Raw genomic sequence first — 19214 nt, forward strand, 5'->3', positions numbered from 1 at the left:
TCATGCCCTTTTTACACACCCAACCTGGACACAAGTATGGAAAACTGGTGATAACAAAGTACTAGGGGCAATAATTATATAAGTATATGATTAGCTTCATTTTATTCGCTCATCAATTTGTAAGATCCACTTTGATATCATCTCCCCAGCTGCTTGTTGTCTGCTTAATCTTGGGCCTTGACCACTCCATAAATGCATCCATTCTGGTCGATTTTGGTTAGCTGCTTCTCTACGTATCTCTTTCGTCAATGCATTTTGAATTGGATAGCTTGGTAGGTCTTCCTCATATGCTGCCATCTTTGTTATAAATTGATTCTTTATTCCTCTTGCCGGCTTGCCGCTGAAGGCGGAAGTAATTACTGGCTGTTCTTCTGTCGTATGTAAGATCGCTTCTTTATGTTGTTTTTTTGCACCGCTTTCTAGGCAAGTCAGAAAAGCAGTACCCATTTGTACAGCTTGAGCACCCAAAGTAAGTGCTGCCAATATACCTCGACCATCCATTATTCCACCTGCTGCAATAACTGGAATAGATACCTGGTCAACAGCTTGAGGTACAAGTGCCATCGTTCCAATCATCGCATCCTCAAATTCCCCTAAAAATGTTCCACGATGACCTCCTGCTTCACTCCCTTGCATAACCACCATATCCATCCCGTTTACTTCGTTTATCATTGCTTCTTGTACAGTAGTTGCTGTACCAATTAATAACAAATGATGTTGTTTGAGTTTTTGAATGGTTTCTTTATCAGGTACGCCAAATGTAAAACTGCAAATTGGTACCCCTTCTTGTAAAAGAATCTCTAATTGTTTTTCATAATTCGATGAGGAAGGTTGCTTCACTTCTGGTTTGGTTAGTTGTAATGCTTCTCGATAAGGTCGTAACCATTCATTTGCTTGGTTAATAGCTTCTGTATCCACATTCGGAATTTCCGGGATGAATAGATTTACCGCAAAAGGTTGATCTGTAAGTTGTTTAATTTGTTTAATCGCTTGTTGCATCGTTTCTGGAGTCATATATCCTGCCCCTAATGTACCAAGTGCACCACTATTCGAAACAGCAGCTACTAACTCGGGGGTGGTAACACCTCCTGCCATTCCAGCCTGTATGATGGGATACTGGACACCTAGCTTCTTCGTTATTTCACTCCTATACCACATCCATTTCTCCTCCTCTATACATGTGCTTTCCTTTTCCTATTCAGACATATCCTTCATCTCATTATAACGATAAATCCAGGGACGATGAAGTCTTCTTTTTCGATTAACGTAACACAAATATGGAGATAGCCAAATAAATAGCCTCCCGATAATCGGAGGCTATTTATCATACCTGACCCTATTGATCAATCAAAACGATCTGGATTTGAACCACTTCGTTCATTTATATTTAGATTAGTTATTTGCTTCATTTCTTCTTTTGTTAAAGTGAAATCAAAAATCGATGCATTTTCAATTATACGATGTTCTTTTGTTGATTTAGGTATCGTAATAACCTCATTCTGAATATCCCACCGTAAGATAACTTGTGCAGCGGTTTTATTATATTTTTCACCTATTTGTTTTAATACAGGTTCATCAACCAAGCCACCTCTTTTAAGTGGAGACCATGCCTCTAATTGAATGTCATGCTTTTTACAGAAAGCATGGAGAGCTTGTTGAGTTAAATGTGGATGATATTCTACTTGATTTACAGCTGGTTTAATCATGCAACCATCCATTAAATTTTCTAAATGATGTTGATGGAAATTGCTGACACCAATGGCCCTGATTTTCCCCTCTTTATAGAGCTCCTCCATTGCCATCCAAGTGTCCTTGTATAACCCCTTTACTGGCCAATGGATAAGATAAAGATCCAAAAACTCTAAATCTAACCTTTCCATACTATGATGAAAAGCTTTTCTCGTATTCCCATATCCTTGTTGATCATTCCAAACCTTTGTTGTGATAAACAATTCCTCTCTCGGAATACCTGATTCTTGAATCGCTTCACCGACACCCGTTTCATTATCATAGAACGAAGCCGTGTCAATACTGCGATAGCCATGTATAATTGCGTTTTTGACTGCATCCTTTACTGTACTTCCATCTTCTACTTTATACACACCTAAACCAAACCCAGGCATTTTCACATTATTATTTAGAGTTATCGTATCTTGCAAATGCTTCATCATATATCCAATCCTCCATTAGTTTTGCTACTTATATTTTAAAGGAAAACATTCATCGTTAAAATGAATAAGTCTATAACGCGATGTGTAGCGTGTTCAGAAACCGGGTACAGTAAATGGTATTAAAGGGTGTGAAACATGTTACCAGAATTATTTCATTCAAATTTATTTATTCTTGCAGTATCGATTATCCTTATCATTAGTATCCTAGGTGTTCAATTTTCTGCACGCATCAATTCACCATCTTTGGTCTTTTTTATTATCATCGGCATGATACTTGGAAGTGACACGATTGATGTCTTTGATTTTCGTGATCCGGAAATCGCTCAACTTATTGGAATGATGGCATTAGTTATTATTCTATTTGTTCTTGCTCTATTCCTATGCTTGCTGATTTACAACACAGTCAATTGTATTTCAATATTATTTTCTTTATTGTATTAACTTCTACAGTTATTCAAGGAACAACGATTCCATTATTCGCCAAAAAATTAGGACTATCGCAACCAGTTGGTACAAACCCATTGCATACCTTAGACCTACTATCTGTTGGCAAAAAGGAACTTAGTATCATTGAATATCAAGTTGGTGAACAAAATAAAATTAATGGACAAGTCATTGCAACGATTTCCTCCTGCAGCAAATATTATTATCATTCTAAGAGACGGTGAGACGATTTCACCTACTGCAAAGACCAAACTGTTCCAAGGTGATGTCCTTTATATCTTGGCGCCCGATAATAATAGAGAAGATCTTGATCTTGTGTTACGAGAAGAAAACTAACGAGGCTGTGATGATATAATTAGCTAAGAATATGCAGGTGACTGAAGCAAAAGGTGACTGTGGCCGTGCCCGCGGAAGGCAGACACCTGTAGTCTAAGTCAAACGTATAATAGTCAGGCAGATCATCCATCATTAGGTGATTTGCCTGACTTCTTTCTTTATTACCAGGATTTTGTCCCAACCTCATCTGTTTAAACAAAGATGGACCACAAGAGGAATGTGATAATAAATGCAACCAATCCTTGGAATAATGTTGCAGCTGTTTGTGCTTTGTAGGCTTGTGTTACCGTCATCCCACTAAATTCCTTAACGACCCAGAAATAACTGTCATTCACATGGGAAACAACCATCGCCCCAGCTCCAACGGCCATTACTACTAAAGCAAGTGGAACAGCACCCGTAATCCCCAAATCAGGTAAAAGTGGAGCAATTAATGTAGATGTAATGACAATTGCCGCAGTCGATGAACCCTGTGCCGATTTTAAAGCAGCAGCAATTAAAAATGGAATAATTAGAAACATCGCGCCTGTCCATAACGTGTTTTGACCAAAACTCTGAATATAATCTGCAATTGGTGTGGTGCTAATGACTGTTCCAAATGCACCACCAGCACCGGTTATCAGTAATATTGGAGCCGCTTCTTTAATGCCGATGCCTATCCATTCTGTTAATGTTTCTTCATCATATGAGGGCAGCAGTGCAAAGGCAAATAGTACCCCAACCAATAATGCAACCACCGGTGAACCAAGAAATAAGAAGATAGATGCTAATGTACCATTCCAACCAGCAAATGTTATAATCGAGCTTAATCCAATTAAGATAATCGGTACAATAATTGGAGCAAACGACTTTGCGGCAGAAGGCATCTCGCCAAATGCCTTCACAATAGCCTCATAATCATATGCCTCTTCTTCTTTATCTTCTCCCTCTACTTTCATCTTTGTGCCAACTTTGATTGCCCAAAGATAGCCGGTAAAAATCACCGGAATAACCACAATAATGCCAATGAGAATAATCGTACCCAAATACGCTTCTGCACCAATATTACCAGCTGCCGCAATTGGTCCTGGAGTCGGTGGTACTAAAGTATGCGTAGCAAATAAGCCCGTTGATAAAGCAATAGTCATGGAGGTGACCGCAACCTTTGCTTTTTTTGCCAGTGCTTTTTTTAAAGAAGATAAAATAACAAACCCTGAATCACAAAATACCGGAATACTAACAATCCCGCCAATTAGACTCATTGCCATCTGCGGTCGTTTTTCGCCAACAATTCGCAATACAACTTCAGCCATTCGTAAGGCAGCACCTGACTTTTCTAATATCACACCAATGATTGTTCCGAAGATAATGACCAGACCAATACTGCTCATTAATCCACCAAATCCACTATTCACAGCTTCAACTACATCTGATAATGGAAGACCTGCAACAATGCCAATTGCAAAAGCTGCGATTAGTAAAGATAAAAAGGGATGAAGTTTCATCTTTGCTGTAGCAAAAATAACAAATAAAACACCCAGAATAATAACAAAAATAAGTCCTAATCCTTCCACGTTGTTCCTCTCCTTCTCTCTGATGTTTGTTAGCGTTTTCAATTGTTACATTATTATATTATCATCCATTCTGTATATAGACCAATGGAAGTTTTAATCTTCATCTTTCCGTAAGCATAACAAAAGCACCATCGATAAATCCGATGGTGCTCTCCATTAGCTATGTTTGTGACTGTGTATTGTTTCCAGATACTTCGTTTCTGATTTGGTGTGATCATGTACATCACAATAATATACGATTGTCTCAACCTTTTGAGATATTTGGCATGTGCGCTTGTGTTTCATAAAATTTTTCCAATATGTAAATTCATGGGTACCTGTATCAATAATATTCGTATCTCTACTATATTCTTGCCAATTATGCGACTTGTTGGAATCATCTTCCGTCGTCTCTGTATGAGCAAGTGCAATAGTTGGTAGGCCTAAAAGCAATAGAGCTAAGCCTATAATAACCAGTCTTTTCCGCATGCCATCACCACTTTATTGTAAATTCTTTGCTTGCTATTTAGTTTTAACAATAAAATCAATATTATTCCTATATAGCATGTAAATGTTTTTAAGAAATATTTTGTTTAACACCTGACTTAATAAAATCTTCATTTTTCGTATAAATCGTTAGTCCGGTAGTGTTCTTGGTGTAAGTCGGAAAAAAGATACTTGCTATATATCCAAAAATGCAGGAAGAAAAGAACGCCATCACACTTACCGCAAATGGTGAAAAACTAGTCTGTTGAATAAAGTAGGATGTAATTGCACTTAATATTAGACCAATAAGTACACCGGGAGCATTTGCTCTTTTTGTAAAAATCCCAAGAGCAAATATTCCGGCAATTGGAACTCCAAATAATCCAGTCATTGCCAAAAAGAGATTCCATGTTTCCGCTTGATTTGTAGATACCAGGTAAAGCGCAGCACTCATACCAAGAATTCCGGTAATGATTATAACAAGTCTTGCTAGTACCACATCATTAAGCCTCCATGTTTTGTCAAAAAAACGTTGTTTAAAGTCGACAGTTATACAGGCAGAGATACTATTTAAACTCGATGATATCGTCGACTGACATGCCGCAAAAATCGCTGCAATTAATAATCCAGCAACACCAACTGGTAAGGTTGTTACGATGAAGTAAGGAACAATCGCAGAAGTATTAAAACCTTCTGGAAGCGCCTCCACATTTGAATAATAACTAAAAAGAACTGTACCCATTCCATAGAATATTGGAATTGTGATTAATGCTAAAATACCATTTGTCCATAATGACCGATTCGTTTCTTTTATTGATTTTGTTGTTTGATAACGTTGAACAACATCTTGACTAGCGGTGTATTGATGTAAATTATTAAAAATTGATCCGATAAAAATAATAGGAATTGCGGCTGCAGCTGCTCCAAATTTAAAATTATCCGTAGTTATTAATTTATCATTGACCAATGCATCGTTTATTACAGTTGACCATCCACCATTGATCGTTAATATACCAAGGACTAAAACTAAAATTGCTCCTCCAAGTAATAAAATCCCTTGAATGACATCGCTCCAAATAACACCTTCCATTCCACCTAAAAAGGTATAAATAATACAGAGTCCACCAACCACGGAAGCGATTACAATTGGATTAATACTAGAAACGGATGTAATTGCAAGCGTAGGCAGATAAATAACAATTGCTACCCTACCTATATGATAAAGCACAAATAATAGACTGCCGACCACCCGTAACGAAGGTCCAAAACGCTCTTCTAAATATTCATAAGCCGTCGTTACGTTGAGTTTTCTAAAAAACGGAATATAAAAATAGATGAGTATTGGTATAATCGCAAAAATTGCAAGATTACCAGCAGCATACGACCAATCACTTAAAAAAGCTTGTTCCGGCGTTGACATAAACGTAATAGCACTTAATGTTGTAGCGTAAATACTAAATCCTGCTGCCCAGGCAGGAATTTTTCCACTTGCTGTAAAAAAAGCATCCGTATTTTTTCCTGAGCGTTTTGTAAAATATACTCCCACACCAAGCATAGCAACTAGATAAACAATTAATACGATCCAATTTACTGCTCCTAAACCTACCTTATCCATTTCGAGTTCCCCCTTGTTTCATTTTTACGGTGCTGCCGCAGCAACACACGCCTAAGCAGCACCGTTTCTGACATCTTATAGATTAAATGTACTTACTAACTTCTTCACTTCTGCTCGTTTCTCAGAGTTGAATGCTTCAAATGGTTTTTTACAGACTCCGGCATCGATACCCGTAATTTTTAAAATTTCTTTCAGTGTTTGATACAAACCTAAATCTAAAATTCTCTCTATTAAATCATTTGTTATATGTTGTATTTCATATGCTTTTGAAACTTGATCTTCTTGACAAAGTGTAAGTATTTGTTTTGCACGTTTTCCATTAATATTAAATGTGCTTCCTATTGCACCATCAATTCCTGAAATGGCACCATAAATTAACATCTCATCAAATCCCGAGTAAATCAGCTTGTTTGGGTACTTTTTTCTTAGACGCTCTAATAAATAGAAATTCCCATCTGTAAATTTAACCCCTATTACGTTCTCGTTTTGGAAAAGTGCTTCAAATTGATCCAATGACATCGAAATACCTGTTAAAGCAGGAATAGCATAAATAATCATATTATTCTTCGTTTCATTGATAATTGTTTCATAGTAATATTTTATCTCATCGAATGAAAACTTATAATAAAATGGAGTAACAGCCGATAAGCTGTCATAGCCTAAATCTGTCGCATATTTCCCTAACGCAACAGCTTCATTTAAATTAATCGACCCTACTTGAGCTATCAGCTTTACTTTCCCTTTATTTTCTTCACTCACTATTCGAAACACTTCTTTTTTTTGCTCGGTAGACATCATAAAATTCTCTCCAGAACTACCATTCACATATAATCCATCCACTTTTTGTTTATCAATATTTTGTCTAATGATCTCACGTAATCCTTGCTCTTTTATGTCTCCGCTTTCATCAAATGGTACGAGTAGAGCAGAAAATATTCCCTTCATGTTGTCCCCTCCGATAATGTATTGATTTATAAACTTAATCAAGTTATAATATGGTCAGACCAATTTTAGTTAAACTCATCATAATTTCCTTATCCATAAAAGTCAACCCTTTTTCGTAAGGGGTTTCCTATTCCAATATGATATGATATGGATAACAATCATCACAAACCTAACTATATCAATGGTTTTGTGAGTGGATGAGGAGATTAGAATGAAAGCAAAAAAACAATCATTAGTGGAAGTAGTTATCGAAAGAATTAAAAAATCCATTATCGACAATAATCTTAAACCAAATGATAAATTTTTGTCCGAAGGAGAATTAGTCGAACAACTACAAGTCAGTAGAACCGTTATTCGAGAAGCGCTAATTTCTCTTCAAGCTCTAGGCATTCTTAAGGTTAAGGCTGGAGGCGGTGTATTTGTTGCAGATACAAAGCTCTATGCAATTACTTCTATCTTAAAACATCATTATGAAACCTACGGTGTAAAAATCAAAGAACTTGTGGAAATACGTAAAATAATTGAGCTCGGAGCGCTTCGTTTAATAATTGAAAAAAACATAGATGTTAATCTAGAAGCATTTTACAGCATTAATCATTCCTATTATCAATCGATCATTAATAATAACAATACAAATCAATATGATAATGATTTCCATCAGTTACTAATAAAAACAACTCAAAACGAAACGTTCTATCATTTCAGCGAAATTATCAATGAATATTTCTTATTGGCAAAGATGGATTTATTTCAAAAAGAGGAAGATCTTATGAAGTCCTACGATGAACATACGCAAATAATTAAAGCAGTTGCTGAAAAGGATTTGACGAAAGCACAGCAAACGATAACACAACACTTCAATCCTATATTCACATTTATAAAACAAATGGAGGAAGAATCGTGAAGATAGAACCAATCCAGAGTATGGAGAGAACCTCACTTAAAAAAACAGTTATTCAGGAGATTAAAAACTATATTATCGAAAACGAATTGTCGTCTGGGAATAAACTTCCCACCGAGCGAAGACTAGCTGAGATGTTTCAAGTCAGCAGGTCTGTTGTACGTGAGGCTTTAAGCTATTTAGAAAATACAGGAGTAATAACGACCACGCAAGGAAAAGGAGCTTACTTAAATGAATCAAATATTGACACTCTTTTAAATAGCTTCTTTTTTCTTTGGCAGATAAACGGCGGCAATATTGAAGATATTATGAGCCTGCGTATTATGTTTGAATCAAGTGCCGTAGAAGAGATTGTAAAACAAGAAAACCGTGAAGAAATGGAAACGATTCAAGCACTCCTAATCAAGAGTAAAGATGCTGATACCATGGAGGAATATAGAAATTTTGATATGTTGTTCCATAAACAATTACTTAAAGCAACAAGAAACCCACTTTTTATACAAATGACCAATATGATTAATAGCTACTTTTTTGAAACCGAGTACATCCAACTTAGTCTAGAAGAATATCAGCAAGTTATTCGTGAGCATCAATCCATCATAGAAGCAATTAAAAACAAAAATGCTGAATTAGCAAAATCATTGTTGAATAATCATATAAAACGAGCAAAACTATAGGGGGCTTTAGATGGAATATTTATCAATCGATATTGGTGGAACGTATATTAAGTACGCCCTCTTAAACGAAAACTTAGAATTAAACGATCATAGGAAGGAACAAACCAAAACTACTAGTAAACAAGTTTTATACCAACAAATAGAACAGATTATTAAAGAGATACAGAACGAATATAACCTATCTGGAATTGGGATCAGTACTGCTGGTATTGTGGATAGATACATTGGCAAGGTTGTTTATGCTGGACCAACTCTCCCTTTCTACAAAGGGATGGAATGGAAACAGCCTTTAACCAAAAAATTCAGTATACCAGTTGTCGTTGAGAATGATGTGAATGCAGCATTATTGGGAGAAATCTGGAAAGGCTCTATGATAAATAAAAACAATATCTTCTGCATCACTATTGGTACTGGAATTGGTGGAGCTTACTACAAAAATCACTTAATAGATGGAGCAAATCAACAAGCGAATTCTGTGGGCTACTTATCATATGACCCTACTACAGGAACAAACTACGAGTCCAGAGCTTCTACCAATGCACTTATTTCAACAATAAAGGAACATCTTGATGATACTGTTACCCCAGAATCGTTATTTGAACGTGCAAAATTGGGGTGTCACAAATGTTTAACTATTATTCGTAACTGGGCAAAGGAAATAGCAAGTGGCTTGGCACAGATTATCCTACTATATGATCCAGAGTATATCGTGATTGGTGGTGGCATTTCCAAACAAGGTGATTATCTATTAAATTTTATTCAAAAAGAAATACATCACTATTTGCCTAAACATTTTCTAAAGACAAAGGTAAGGATGGCTGCTTTACATAATCATGCAGCGTTATATGGCGCCATCTACCCTTTTTTAAAAACAAACGCGGAAGCGTCTTTGCATTAATCTACTTTTAAAAAGGATGAAGAACTTTAGATAAGGAGTTGATCGAATGCTAGCGCAAGTTAAAAATGGATTAATTGTTTCTTGTCAGGCTTTACCTGATGAGCCTCTACATAGCTCCTTTATTATGTCGAAGTTGGCACTTGCTGCTTTTCAGGGTGGTGCCTGTGGGATAAGAGCCAATACCAAAGAAGATATCGTAGAAATAAAAAAGGAAGTACCACTTCCAATAATCGGTATTGTAAAGAGGGATTACCAAGGCAGCTCTGTTTTTATAACAGCAACGAAAAAAGAAATTGATGAATTAATAGAGAGTGGTTGTGAAATGATCGCTATGGATGCTACAGATCGGCGAAGACCCAAATCCGCGACAATTAGGGATATAATTAAACATACAAAACGATCAGCTCCCCATGTTGAGCTAATGGCGGATATAGCTACCGTTGAAGAAGCTATATCTGCACAAAAATTAGGATTCGATTGTATTTCAACTACACTTCACGGATATACAGAAGGAACAAATGGAAAGAAACTATACGATGATGACTTCTCCTTCTTAAAGAAAGTTATCGAACACGTTTCTATTCCTGTAATCGCAGAGGGGAATATTGTGACTCCTGATATGTACAAACGATGTAAAGAAATTGGCGCTTTTGCATGTGTAGTAGGTGGTGCAATTACTAGACCAAAGGAAATAACGAAACGATTTATCAATGTATGTTGTTAAGTCATACGGCAACTTCTACGAAAACAACCTCTGCTAACTCGGGTATGCAACAAGCAATTCCCCCGATTGGAACAGCACGACCTGTGCCGTTCCTGCAGATTTCTCAACATGCTCAACTGTTTCATTTTCCTGTTTATAAAATCCTATAGAAAGAGACAAGAACCCGAATACAATAATACGTATTCGGGTTTACAGTTATTTTATTTCGAAATTGCTCTTGCACCTGCCTCATCTGACAACGTGCTTCAATCAGCTAGCTTTAACGAGAATTTCTATTCCCTTTCGTATTGGTTACTTTATCTGCCGAACCAACCATTTCAATTTTTACATCTGTTGACACATGGATCGAGCTTTGTGAGAAATAATTTTCTCCCGTTTCCCAATTATCCTTAACCTTTGACCAAAACCCATAATGATATGTGTATAAGAATTCTCCAATCCCAAGTATATCCGTATGCAATTCATCTTGTGCTTTTGCTATTACTTGGTAGGACATGGCCTTTACCTTTTCTTCAATGGCTTTTTTTACCTTTTTCAGGTATGCATCATTTAAAACACTCATATCCCCTATTCTTTCGGTGATTCTTCCCTCTAAATCAATGGTTATAGCAATTTCTGCCGTATTTTTATGCTTATTTACTAGACGGATGGACGGTTTAATATCACTTAATTCAACAGCAACCATTTGACCATCGATCTTAATTTTAATTGGTCCTCCTTGGTTATGTTGTGTTAGGAAGTTTAATCCTTTTGATTCTTCATCCGATAATGAATCAACCATTTTATGGCTCATTCCTTGAAATGCAGCAGCATCTTTATATTGAATGTAATTTTTATCCGTCATGTTTACTTTAGGGATGACAAAACTTTGATTGCCTAGGAGCATCTCTTGAACTTCTCCAATATGTACTGGTTTCATTGATTCTGTATTTTTATATGCATTATCCATGAGCGATTCCAAATACAAAGCCGGAAGATGTTCATTCTCCACTTTTGAGTTTAAGATTTCTTTAGCTCCACCATCTGCAATGACTAACTTTATCGAACGTCTCATCTCATGATCTCGAATAAAGTAATCCACAATATTTGCAATTAAATTGGGCTCTTTCGCTAATTCTTCAGAAAGAATGAGTACTTGCATATGAGAAAAAAACAAGGCATGGCTGGTTATTGTAGACATTTGCCTAGTTAACTCAAACAAGCTTTCTCCAGAAGCTGATATATTGGAATATGCTTTTTCACTGCCACCTCCTCCTTTTAAAGGGGAACCAAACTCGGAAGGAACAGCTGCTTGGTGTGTCAGTTCTAATACATACGAGCCGTCAGGTTTTTTTTCTTTTAAATCAATAGCGGATCCAATAACGAACCCTCTATCTTCAATTTCCACACGATCCCAACAACCTGTTAGGAATATGCAACAACTGAGTACGATAACGATATGCTTTTTGCCCACTCATACCAAATCCCTTACCACGTTAAGCTATAATTCCAGCATTTTTATGGTTAACTTGTCCTCAATAAGAAGGAGATATGCATAGCAAAACAATATAAAAAACTGCACCAAAGCGGGGCAGTCTCTAGCAAAAAAAGTATTCAAAATGCATTCACTTTATATATTTTTTCTTATTCCATGTACGTAAGTGCAATAGCGCCTTTTATCCCCTGCTCATCTGATAACGTTGGAGCTGTGATAAAATCTTCTAGATTACCTAATTCCACATAATTATTCATTAGCTGTGAAAAGTAATTACGAATACGCTGATATAATTCATGCTGTTTCATAACGCCGCCACCAATAATAACTCGTTCGGGAGATAATACAAGCGTATAGTTTATAATCGCTTGTGCGAGGTAAAAAGCTTCTAACTCCCATACCTCCTTGTGACTTGCAAGCAATTCTGCTTTTTTACCATATCGCTTTTCAATGGCTGGGCCGGACGCTAGACCTTCTAAGCATGCACCATGAGAGGGGCAAATGCCAGCGAAATAATCATCCGTATGTTTTTGAATCATGATATGTCCCATCTCTGGATGACTTTTTCCTTGATACGTTACGCCATCTTTAACAAAACCAGCACCAATACCCGTTCCAACAGTAATATATAAGCAGCTCTGATCTTTTTGTGCAACTCCATATTTGTACTCTCCTAAAGCTGCAGCATTTACATCCGTATCTAGAAAAAGCGGGACTTGAACATATTCTTTCATTGCAGTTAGTAAATCAAATTGCCGCCATTGTTGCTTTGGCGTATGCAAAATGGTCCCGTAAGAGGTACTCTTCTTGTCCAAATCCACTGGTCCAAAACTTCCAATTCCAATAGCACGTATAGAGAATTCAGAAAAATAGTCACGTACACGCCTAAGTGTTTCATCCGGAGTTGTTGTAGGAAAGGTTACCTTGTCAATGATTTCCCCTGATCCTTTACCTACTGCACAGACAAACTTTGTACCGCCAGCTTCAATACCACCTGTTAACATACATGCTCGCTCCTCACTAAATGTTTATGTATGGGAGACAATGAATTCTGCATGACCATTCAATTTGATATGTTTGTATGCCGCGATGCAGAATAAAATGGTCTCCTTTTTCAATCGCAAATTGTTTTATCACGCTACATTGTAGAAAATCCAGCGATTGTTCTCTCCCCGCCCATATTCTCTTTTGAGACACGGGCTAAAAAAATCGGATCCTTATCCATACCATATGTCCTGCTCATTACTCAGTAATAGTATAACAAAATCTTACTTAACTTGTTTCATAGATAAACCAGAAGAAAACAATGCCCTGCCTTTATTGCAATTCTTGGATAAAAGCTTGATAGGTAGTAGATTTTATCAGTTGTTGGACAGTTATTTCTGAATTGACAATAGATCCTAACAACTCATACATCTGCTGTAAATCTTCCTTACTATCTTTTTTCACATTTAACAAACATATGAACTGAACAGGCTTTGTCCCCCATAACACCGGCTTTTTTAACGTACATACGGTTAAAAATGTTTCATTTGTCTGCGGTGTGATTGGGTGTGGAATGGCCACTAAATTACCATAGGAAGTTGGCGCAATTTTTTCACGTTGATATATATAATTCAGGAAATCACCTTGAACCATCCCTAACTGAAAGAGCTGATGATATAAAAATTCAAGCACTTCATCTTTTGTCACTAAATCTTCTCTTAAAAACATGAGGTGTTTTTGGAAATAGGTAGTTATTCGTCCTTGATTGTTAATAAACTGTTCAATCCGTTCTAAATCCGAACTTCCCAATATAGCGCTAACTTCGACAACAGGCACAGAAATATTCGATGCAATTGGCACGGAACTAATAATGACGTCAATTTCATGTAACGGATACTCATGTAACTTGTATCGTTCCGTAATTCCAACAACGTCTAGCGTTTGTTTAAATTCTGTTTTTACTTTGTAATAAATAAGCTGTGCTGTTCCAAACCCAGAAGCACAAACAATTAAACAGCGTTTCGGACCTGTATGGAAATTTTTCCTTTCGATTGCAGCACCAATGTGTAAGGCAATATAGCCAATTTCATTTTCATCAATCTCTGAACCTGTTTCCTCTTCAATTACCAACCCTGCTAAAATTCCTGCTTCAAATGCCAAAGGATACTTTCTTTTAATTTCTTCAAGTAATGGATTTCGTATATTCATGCCATATTTGTATCGATTGATGGCTGGTTTCAAATGCAATCCTAACGCAATAATTAACTCCTTATCATGTTCAATTCCTAAGTTATATTCTCCCTCTACTTTATGCAGCATTTTTCGTATAATAGCTAAGATATTTTCTGAAATCATATGTTCATCGAGTACTTCTGCTTTATTAGGTTCCGATAACATTTTTGTTCCTAGTAAGTGAATAGCTATATAGGCTGTTTCTTCAAGTGGGAATGCAACTTGAAAGTGCTGCTCAACTTTCTTTACGATCCTTGCAGCTACTTGATATTCGTATTGCGTACGAATTTGTTTTACTTCACTAGACTGCAACGTGATATGATTTCCACTACGTATGCGCTGAAACGCAATAGCGATGTGGACAACTAAGTTTTGAATGGCAATATCTGACATACTAATATGATAGTTCCTAATCTGTCGGATAATAACCTGGGAAATAGACTCTACATCTTCCTTTTCGATAGAATCAATGAATTTTTCCATTGGTTGTTCACCACGATCATCGTTTCGCTCAACGATATATTCAGCCATACAAAATCGAATCTTTAATTCTTCACCTTCTAATCGCAATCCATAATTAGGTCGGGATTTTAAATGAATGGAGTAGCGCTGTAAAATACGTTTCACTTGCTTCAAGTCATTTTGCACGGTAGATTTACTAACAAACAGCTCATCAGCTAATTGTTCCAACTTTACATAGTCATTACTAACTAATAGCCTGCGAATAATTTCTGTCTCCCGTTCTTCTGGTGTTTGTGGATGCATTATTCCAATTGGTAATTCATGATAAGCAATCCTATGCAGAAAATCGCGGAACCTCGTCTCGTCAAGTATTGCTAGTTTATACCCTTTTCCCATAATCGTTTCAATCTTTGCGCCATATCCTTGAATCTGGTCATCCAACTTCTTTATATCTCCCCTTGTCGTGCGAGAAGTTACATTATTTAAATCAGCCAAAAAAGCTCCTGTAACAGGAGCATCGGCAATCATCATTTTTTTTAAAATCATTCGCATCCTTAAGGTAAGCATATCTAATTGCTCCTTACTGAAGGTTTAGAAAAGAGGGCGTTCTGGTAGTTGAATGTACTAAATCCACCAGAACGCTGTTTTTTTACTGAAGACCAAAATTACTCAATTCTCTTTATTTTAGTCGATTTGTTAATAGAATGATACTTTTTTAGTATTTGTCTTTTAATGGATATGAAGGCCATTCTTTTTTAAAATCCGTTATGCTCAGCTACGCTTTTTATCCAATGTGCGCTTTTCTTTGGTGTTCGTTTCATGGTTTTGAGATTCACCGAGTAGAAACCGTAACGATTTTTATAAGCATTCATCCAAGACCAATTATCCATGAACGCCCATAAATGATAGCCTTTTACATTACAATCTTCTTGAATCGCTTGATGGACCCATTTTAGATGATCACGGATAAATTCAATGCGATAATCATCCTGAATTTCTCCGTTTTCTATAAAACGCTCCTCATCTTGAACGCCCATCCCATTCTCTGAGATGAAAGACGCAATATTTCCATAGTTCTCTTTTAAATTAATCAAGATATCATAAATACCCTTTTCATAAATCTCCCAACCCCGATACTTATTCATCTTCCTTCCTGGCATTTCATAATTATCGAAAAACCAATCAGGCATAAACGGAGCATATGGATTTGGTAAATGCTCTTTTGCTTTGACTCGACGAGGCTGGTAATAATTTACGCCAAGTAAATCAATCGTATTTCGTTTTAAGAGCTCCTTATCCCCTTCGAATGTTGAAGGCAGTTGACCATGCTCTTTTAGAATAGCAATCAATTCTTCTGGATATTCACCAAGAACAGCTGGGTCTAAAAAGCTACGATTAAAAAATAGATCCGCGATTCGAGAAGCTCTAAGGTCGGCTGGGTTATTGCTTCTTGGATAAGAAGGAGTTAGATTTAAGATAATTCCAATCTTACTTTGTGTAAAGTCAAATTGACGAAATGCTTGCACTGCTTTCGCATGTGCAATCATCGTATGATAAGCTACTTGAACAGCCTTTTTGGCATCAACGATGTTTGGATAATGAAAATCATATAAGTAGCCACCTTCTACTGGTACAATTGGTTCGTTAAACGTAAACCATTTCGTTACACGATCGCCAAACAGCCGAAAACATGTAGCAGCATAATCTACATATTTATCTACTACTTCTCTACTTTCCCAACCACCCTGTTTTTGCAAATCAAATGGCATATCAAAGTGAAAGAGATTGACAAACGGTTCAATATCATTAGCTATTAACTCGTCGATTACCGAATTGTAAAATGTTACAGCTTGTTGATTTAGCTCTCCCTGAGGCATGAGCCTAGACCATGAAAGCGAGATTCGAAAGGTGTTATGTCCAATTTCTTTCATTAACTGTATATCATCTTTATAGGTATGATAAAAATCAGAGGTCTTACTCGGACCGACGTTATCAAAAAATCGATGAGGTTCTTGTTCATACCAATGATCCCAAATGTTTTTTGCTTTGCCGTCTTCGTTTGCCGCCCCTTCTATCTGCGTTGCTGAAGTTGCACTCCCCCACCAAAAACCTTGTGGAAACTGATAATTCACTTCCATTACTGTACCTCCTATTTATATCTGACTACTTATTTCGATAGATTTCAATTATTTCAATCGCAAGATCTCTTACTGTCATAGTTGTCATTAAATGATCCTGTGAATGGATAAGCATGACATTAATCACATTCTCCTCCCCTTTTGCCTCATTTTGAAGGAGTTTTGTTTGATACTCATGTGCCTTACTTAATTCTTCACCCGCTTCTTCTACTAATTCATCCGCTTTAGAAAAATCACCATGTTTAGCTTCTTGAATAGCCTCCATCACATTCGATTTACCATTACCTGCATGCAAAATAATTTGAAATGCAATTTCTGTTGTTTGATCCACGATTTTCACCTCTCATGACTGTTCAATTACGTCGATTTTTTTGTTTCTGCTTTTTTCTCTTTCTCATAGTAGCTTTTATCCATAATTTTCAAGAATGGCCACCAAATAGCAATAACAACAAGTAAATTGAAAGCTTGTAATACACCGCCTTGCCATGCATTCCCAGTTGCTAGAAATCCATTTAAAATAACAGGTGTTGTCCAAGGAACAATGACCCCTGCAGGTGGTGGAACTAATCCTGTAGCCATTGCAACATACGTAATAACGGTAACTACTACTGGTGCAACAAGCCATGGAATAATAATCAATGGATTCATAATAATTGGTAAACCAAAAATAATTGGTTCGTTTACATTAAAAATACCAGCAGGAGCTCCTAGCTTTCCTAATTCTTTCAATTGTCTACTTCTCCCGATGATAAAGATTAGGATAATGACAGCTAATGTCATACCTGACCCACCCATACCAACAAGAAAAGAATCAACAAACTGTTTGGTCACAATGTTTGGCAATTCATTTCCAGCCTGAAATGCAGACAGGTTTTGATCATTTAATGCATACCAAATTGGATCGAAAACGGAATTCACAATGATTTGGCCATGAAGACCAAAGAACCAGAAGAGTTGAATTAATAGTACGGCAATAATCGTTGCGGGTAATCCACTACCTAATTCAGTTAATGGTTGTTGTATAATAGTATAAATAAAATTCTGTAGCGTCTCAAAATTAGTATAACTAAATAGAATACGGATAACTAAAAATACAGATAATGTTAACGTGATTGGAATTAATGCACTAAATGATCTAGAAACAGCACCTGGTACTCCAGCAGGCATTTTGATAGTCCAATCTTTTTTCACAAAAAAGTGATATAATTCTGCAGAGATAAAGGCTGTAAAGATACCAAGGAACATTCCTTCTGCTCCAAGACTCGCTGTAGGAATAACCCCGGAAACACCTTCTAATACTTGCGGAGTTAAGATAAGGAATGCAGCTAATGCCACAACTCCACCGTATATTGCCTCGCCTTCATAATGTTCGGTTAGCTTATAACCGATCCCAACAATGACGAACATCCCCATAATACTCAACGTTGCAGCTGAAGCTGGACCTAAAGCATTTTGGTATGCTGTATATGCCTCCTCACTAATCATCTTATCCAGAAAAGGAAAATTGGCAATAACAACAAAAATGGATCCAAAAATAATCAGTGGTAAAGCAACCATAAATCCATCACGTAAAGCTGATAAATACCGATTATTGTTTAACTTATCAGCAATAGGTAATAAGAAGTTCTCCAACATTTCCATAAACTTCCCATTCATTTAAATCTCCCCCTTTTAAATGGCAGCTAAATAACGATTAAATAATTATCAAACACTTGAAATCGTTATTAACTTTTTATTTATTTCCCTCAAGCATCTCTAATGCTGTTGTTAACACCGCTTCTCCATCGATTCTTCCATATGCAATCGGATCAATGACATCAATAGGGACATTCAACTCTTCCGCGGCCTTCGAAAGCTTCTTCTTCAAAAAGCGCATTTGCGGTCCAATAAGTAGTACATCTGCTTGTTCCATTTCTTTAACCACTTTATCCTGTGCTACTGCCCAAATCCGGACATCTAGTCCTTTTTCAGTAGCTATTTCTTCCATCTTAGAAACTAATAAACTTGTTGACATACCTGCTGAACATGCTAAAACAATATTTTTCAAGAGAATTCCTCCTAGTTGGTAATTAGTTAATTTTAACTATAGTTTAAAAGAATACTACCGGAAACTACACCTATACTTTTTCCGTCACGAAACGGAAATAATTAAGCGCTTACAATTATTTACATAAGTAAAGGATAAAGTTTAATT

The 19214-nt window shown here is 36.5% G+C and carries 19 protein-coding genes; 6 read left to right on the forward strand and 13 right to left on the reverse strand.

The genetic code is table 11. From position 1 onward, the window contains the following. Nucleotides 1–96: 96 nt before the first annotated feature. On the reverse strand, nucleotides 97–1158 hold the full coding sequence (locus JKP73_RS01985; RefSeq protein ID WP_021289259.1) for an NAD(P)H-dependent flavin oxidoreductase: 1062 nt from the start codon (nucleotides 1156–1158) through the stop codon (nucleotides 97–99). Nucleotides 1159–1343: 185 nt separating this feature from the next. Continuing rightward, on the reverse strand, nucleotides 1344–2171 hold the full coding sequence (locus tag JKP73_RS01990) for an aldo/keto reductase (RefSeq protein WP_200410836.1): 828 nt from the start codon (nucleotides 2169–2171) through the stop codon (nucleotides 1344–1346). 135 nt (nucleotides 2172–2306) lie between these two features. Between JKP73_RS01990 and JKP73_RS01995 the strand changes: the two genes are divergently transcribed. Both JKP73_RS01995 and JKP73_RS02000 read left to right on the forward strand, forming a co-directional pair. Then, on the forward strand, nucleotides 2307–2612 hold the full coding sequence (locus JKP73_RS01995) for a hypothetical protein (protein WP_188943070.1): 306 nt from the start codon (nucleotides 2307–2309) through the stop codon (nucleotides 2610–2612). Between the two features lie 144 nt (nucleotides 2613–2756). After that, complete coding sequence (locus JKP73_RS02000) at nucleotides 2757–2951, forward strand: TrkA C-terminal domain-containing protein (protein ID WP_158295219.1); 195 nt, start codon at nucleotides 2757–2759, stop codon at nucleotides 2949–2951. 191 nt (nucleotides 2952–3142) lie between these two features. Here the strand turns inward: JKP73_RS02000 and JKP73_RS02005 are convergent, their stop codons facing one another. From JKP73_RS02005 to JKP73_RS02020, 4 genes are all read right to left on the reverse strand, one after another. Continuing rightward, on the reverse strand, nucleotides 3143–4504 hold the full coding sequence (locus JKP73_RS02005) for a GntP family permease (protein ID WP_074436633.1): 1362 nt from the start codon (nucleotides 4502–4504) through the stop codon (nucleotides 3143–3145). A 156-nt stretch (nucleotides 4505–4660) separates the two neighbouring features. Next, complete coding sequence (locus tag JKP73_RS02010) at nucleotides 4661–4972, reverse strand: hypothetical protein (protein ID WP_021289264.1); 312 nt, start codon at nucleotides 4970–4972, stop codon at nucleotides 4661–4663. Nucleotides 4973–5060: 88 nt separating this feature from the next. Then, nucleotides 5061–6584, reverse strand: coding sequence for a sodium:solute symporter family protein (locus JKP73_RS02015; RefSeq protein ID WP_021289265.1), 1524 nt, complete (start codon nucleotides 6582–6584; stop codon nucleotides 5061–5063). 75 nt (nucleotides 6585–6659) lie between these two features. Next, nucleotides 6660–7529, reverse strand: coding sequence for an N-acetylneuraminate lyase (locus JKP73_RS02020; RefSeq protein ID WP_021289266.1), 870 nt, complete (start codon nucleotides 7527–7529; stop codon nucleotides 6660–6662). A 211-nt stretch (nucleotides 7530–7740) separates the two neighbouring features. Here JKP73_RS02020 and JKP73_RS02025 point away from each other — a divergent pair, with 211 nt between their 5' ends. The 4 genes from JKP73_RS02025 to JKP73_RS02040 are packed head-to-tail and all read left to right on the forward strand — an operon-like array spanning nucleotide 7741 to nucleotide 10729. Then, on the forward strand, nucleotides 7741–8433 hold the full coding sequence (locus JKP73_RS02025; protein WP_200410837.1) for a FadR/GntR family transcriptional regulator: 693 nt from the start codon (nucleotides 7741–7743) through the stop codon (nucleotides 8431–8433). Next, nucleotides 8430–9107, forward strand: a complete 678-nt coding sequence (locus JKP73_RS02030; RefSeq protein ID WP_021289268.1) for a FadR/GntR family transcriptional regulator — start codon at nucleotides 8430–8432, stop codon at nucleotides 9105–9107. The genes JKP73_RS02025 and JKP73_RS02030 overlap by 4 nt, the downstream gene beginning before the upstream one ends. A 10-nt stretch (nucleotides 9108–9117) precedes the next feature. Beyond that, complete coding sequence (locus JKP73_RS02035) at nucleotides 9118–10005, forward strand: ROK family protein (RefSeq protein WP_038242822.1); 888 nt, start codon at nucleotides 9118–9120, stop codon at nucleotides 10003–10005. 46 nt (nucleotides 10006–10051) lie between these two features. Next, the gene (locus JKP73_RS02040; RefSeq protein WP_200410838.1) at nucleotides 10052–10729 is read left to right on the forward strand and encodes an N-acetylmannosamine-6-phosphate 2-epimerase; all 678 of its coding nucleotides are present in this window, start codon (nucleotides 10052–10054) and stop codon (nucleotides 10727–10729) included. A gap of 259 nt (nucleotides 10730–10988) precedes the next feature. Here the strand turns inward: JKP73_RS02040 and JKP73_RS02045 are convergent, their stop codons facing one another. From JKP73_RS02045 to JKP73_RS02075, 7 genes are all read right to left on the reverse strand, one after another. Then, nucleotides 10989–12182, reverse strand: coding sequence for a Ger(x)C family spore germination protein (locus tag JKP73_RS02045; RefSeq protein ID WP_200410839.1), 1194 nt, complete (start codon nucleotides 12180–12182; stop codon nucleotides 10989–10991). Between the two features lie 170 nt (nucleotides 12183–12352). Next, nucleotides 12353–13207, reverse strand: coding sequence for an ROK family protein (locus JKP73_RS02050; protein ID WP_021289273.1), 855 nt, complete (start codon nucleotides 13205–13207; stop codon nucleotides 12353–12355). Nucleotides 13208–13520: 313 nt separating this feature from the next. Then, the gene (locus tag JKP73_RS02055) at nucleotides 13521–15449 is read right to left on the reverse strand and encodes a BglG family transcription antiterminator (protein WP_021289274.1); all 1929 of its coding nucleotides are present in this window, start codon (nucleotides 15447–15449) and stop codon (nucleotides 13521–13523) included. A gap of 188 nt (nucleotides 15450–15637) precedes the next feature. Next, nucleotides 15638–17020 carry a glycoside hydrolase family 1 protein gene (locus JKP73_RS02060; RefSeq protein WP_021289275.1) on the reverse strand — a complete coding sequence of 461 codons (1383 nt, stop codon included), beginning with the start codon at nucleotides 17018–17020 and terminating at the stop codon, nucleotides 15638–15640. 25 nt (nucleotides 17021–17045) lie between these two features. Continuing rightward, nucleotides 17046–17351, reverse strand: coding sequence for a PTS sugar transporter subunit IIA (locus JKP73_RS02065; protein ID WP_021289276.1), 306 nt, complete (start codon nucleotides 17349–17351; stop codon nucleotides 17046–17048). 26 nt (nucleotides 17352–17377) lie between these two features. Beyond that, nucleotides 17378–18676 (reverse strand): PTS cellobiose transporter subunit IIC, encoded by a 1299-nt coding sequence (gene celB, locus JKP73_RS02070; RefSeq protein WP_021289277.1) that lies wholly within the window; start codon nucleotides 18674–18676, stop codon nucleotides 17378–17380. A 76-nt stretch (nucleotides 18677–18752) separates the two neighbouring features. Then, the gene (locus tag JKP73_RS02075) at nucleotides 18753–19067 is read right to left on the reverse strand and encodes a PTS sugar transporter subunit IIB (protein ID WP_021289278.1); all 315 of its coding nucleotides are present in this window, start codon (nucleotides 19065–19067) and stop codon (nucleotides 18753–18755) included. Nucleotides 19068–19214: the final 147 nt, after the last annotated feature.

This window comes from Virgibacillus salexigens (genome assembly GCF_014905415.1).
In the GTDB taxonomy this organism is placed as follows: Bacteria; Bacillota; Bacilli; order Bacillales; family Amphibacillaceae; genus Virgibacillus; species Virgibacillus salexigens.

What these genes read in the sequence shown, in the direction of transcription:
- JKP73_RS01985 (WP_021289259.1), bottom strand. Translation starts at nt 1,158, where the DNA reads ATGTGGTATAGGAGTGAAATAACGAAGAAGCTAGGTGTCCAGTATCCC.
- JKP73_RS01990 (WP_200410836.1), bottom strand. Translation starts at nt 2,171, where the DNA reads ATGATGAAGCATTTGCAAGATACGATAACTCTAAATAATAATGTGAAA.
- JKP73_RS01995 (WP_188943070.1), top strand. Translation starts at nt 2,307, where the DNA reads ATGTTACCAGAATTATTTCATTCAAATTTATTTATTCTTGCAGTATCG.
- JKP73_RS02010 (WP_021289264.1), bottom strand. Translation starts at nt 4,972, where the DNA reads ATGCGGAAAAGACTGGTTATTATAGGCTTAGCTCTATTGCTTTTAGGC.
- JKP73_RS02015 (WP_021289265.1), bottom strand. Translation starts at nt 6,584, where the DNA reads ATGGATAAGGTAGGTTTAGGAGCAGTAAATTGGATCGTATTAATTGTT.
- JKP73_RS02020 (WP_021289266.1), bottom strand. Translation starts at nt 7,529, where the DNA reads ATGAAGGGAATATTTTCTGCTCTACTCGTACCATTTGATGAAAGCGGA.
- JKP73_RS02025 (WP_200410837.1), top strand. Translation starts at nt 7,741, where the DNA reads ATGAAAGCAAAAAAACAATCATTAGTGGAAGTAGTTATCGAAAGAATT.
- JKP73_RS02035 (WP_038242822.1), top strand. Translation starts at nt 9,118, where the DNA reads ATGGAATATTTATCAATCGATATTGGTGGAACGTATATTAAGTACGCC.
- JKP73_RS02040 (WP_200410838.1), top strand. Translation starts at nt 10,052, where the DNA reads ATGCTAGCGCAAGTTAAAAATGGATTAATTGTTTCTTGTCAGGCTTTA.
- JKP73_RS02050 (WP_021289273.1), bottom strand. Translation starts at nt 13,207, where the DNA reads ATGTTAACAGGTGGTATTGAAGCTGGCGGTACAAAGTTTGTCTGTGCA.
- JKP73_RS02055 (WP_021289274.1), bottom strand. Translation starts at nt 15,449, where the DNA reads ATGCTTACCTTAAGGATGCGAATGATTTTAAAAAAAATGATGATTGCC.
- JKP73_RS02060 (WP_021289275.1), bottom strand. Translation starts at nt 17,020, where the DNA reads ATGGAAGTGAATTATCAGTTTCCACAAGGTTTTTGGTGGGGGAGTGCA.
- celB (WP_021289277.1), bottom strand. Translation starts at nt 18,676, where the DNA reads ATGAATGGGAAGTTTATGGAAATGTTGGAGAACTTCTTATTACCTATT.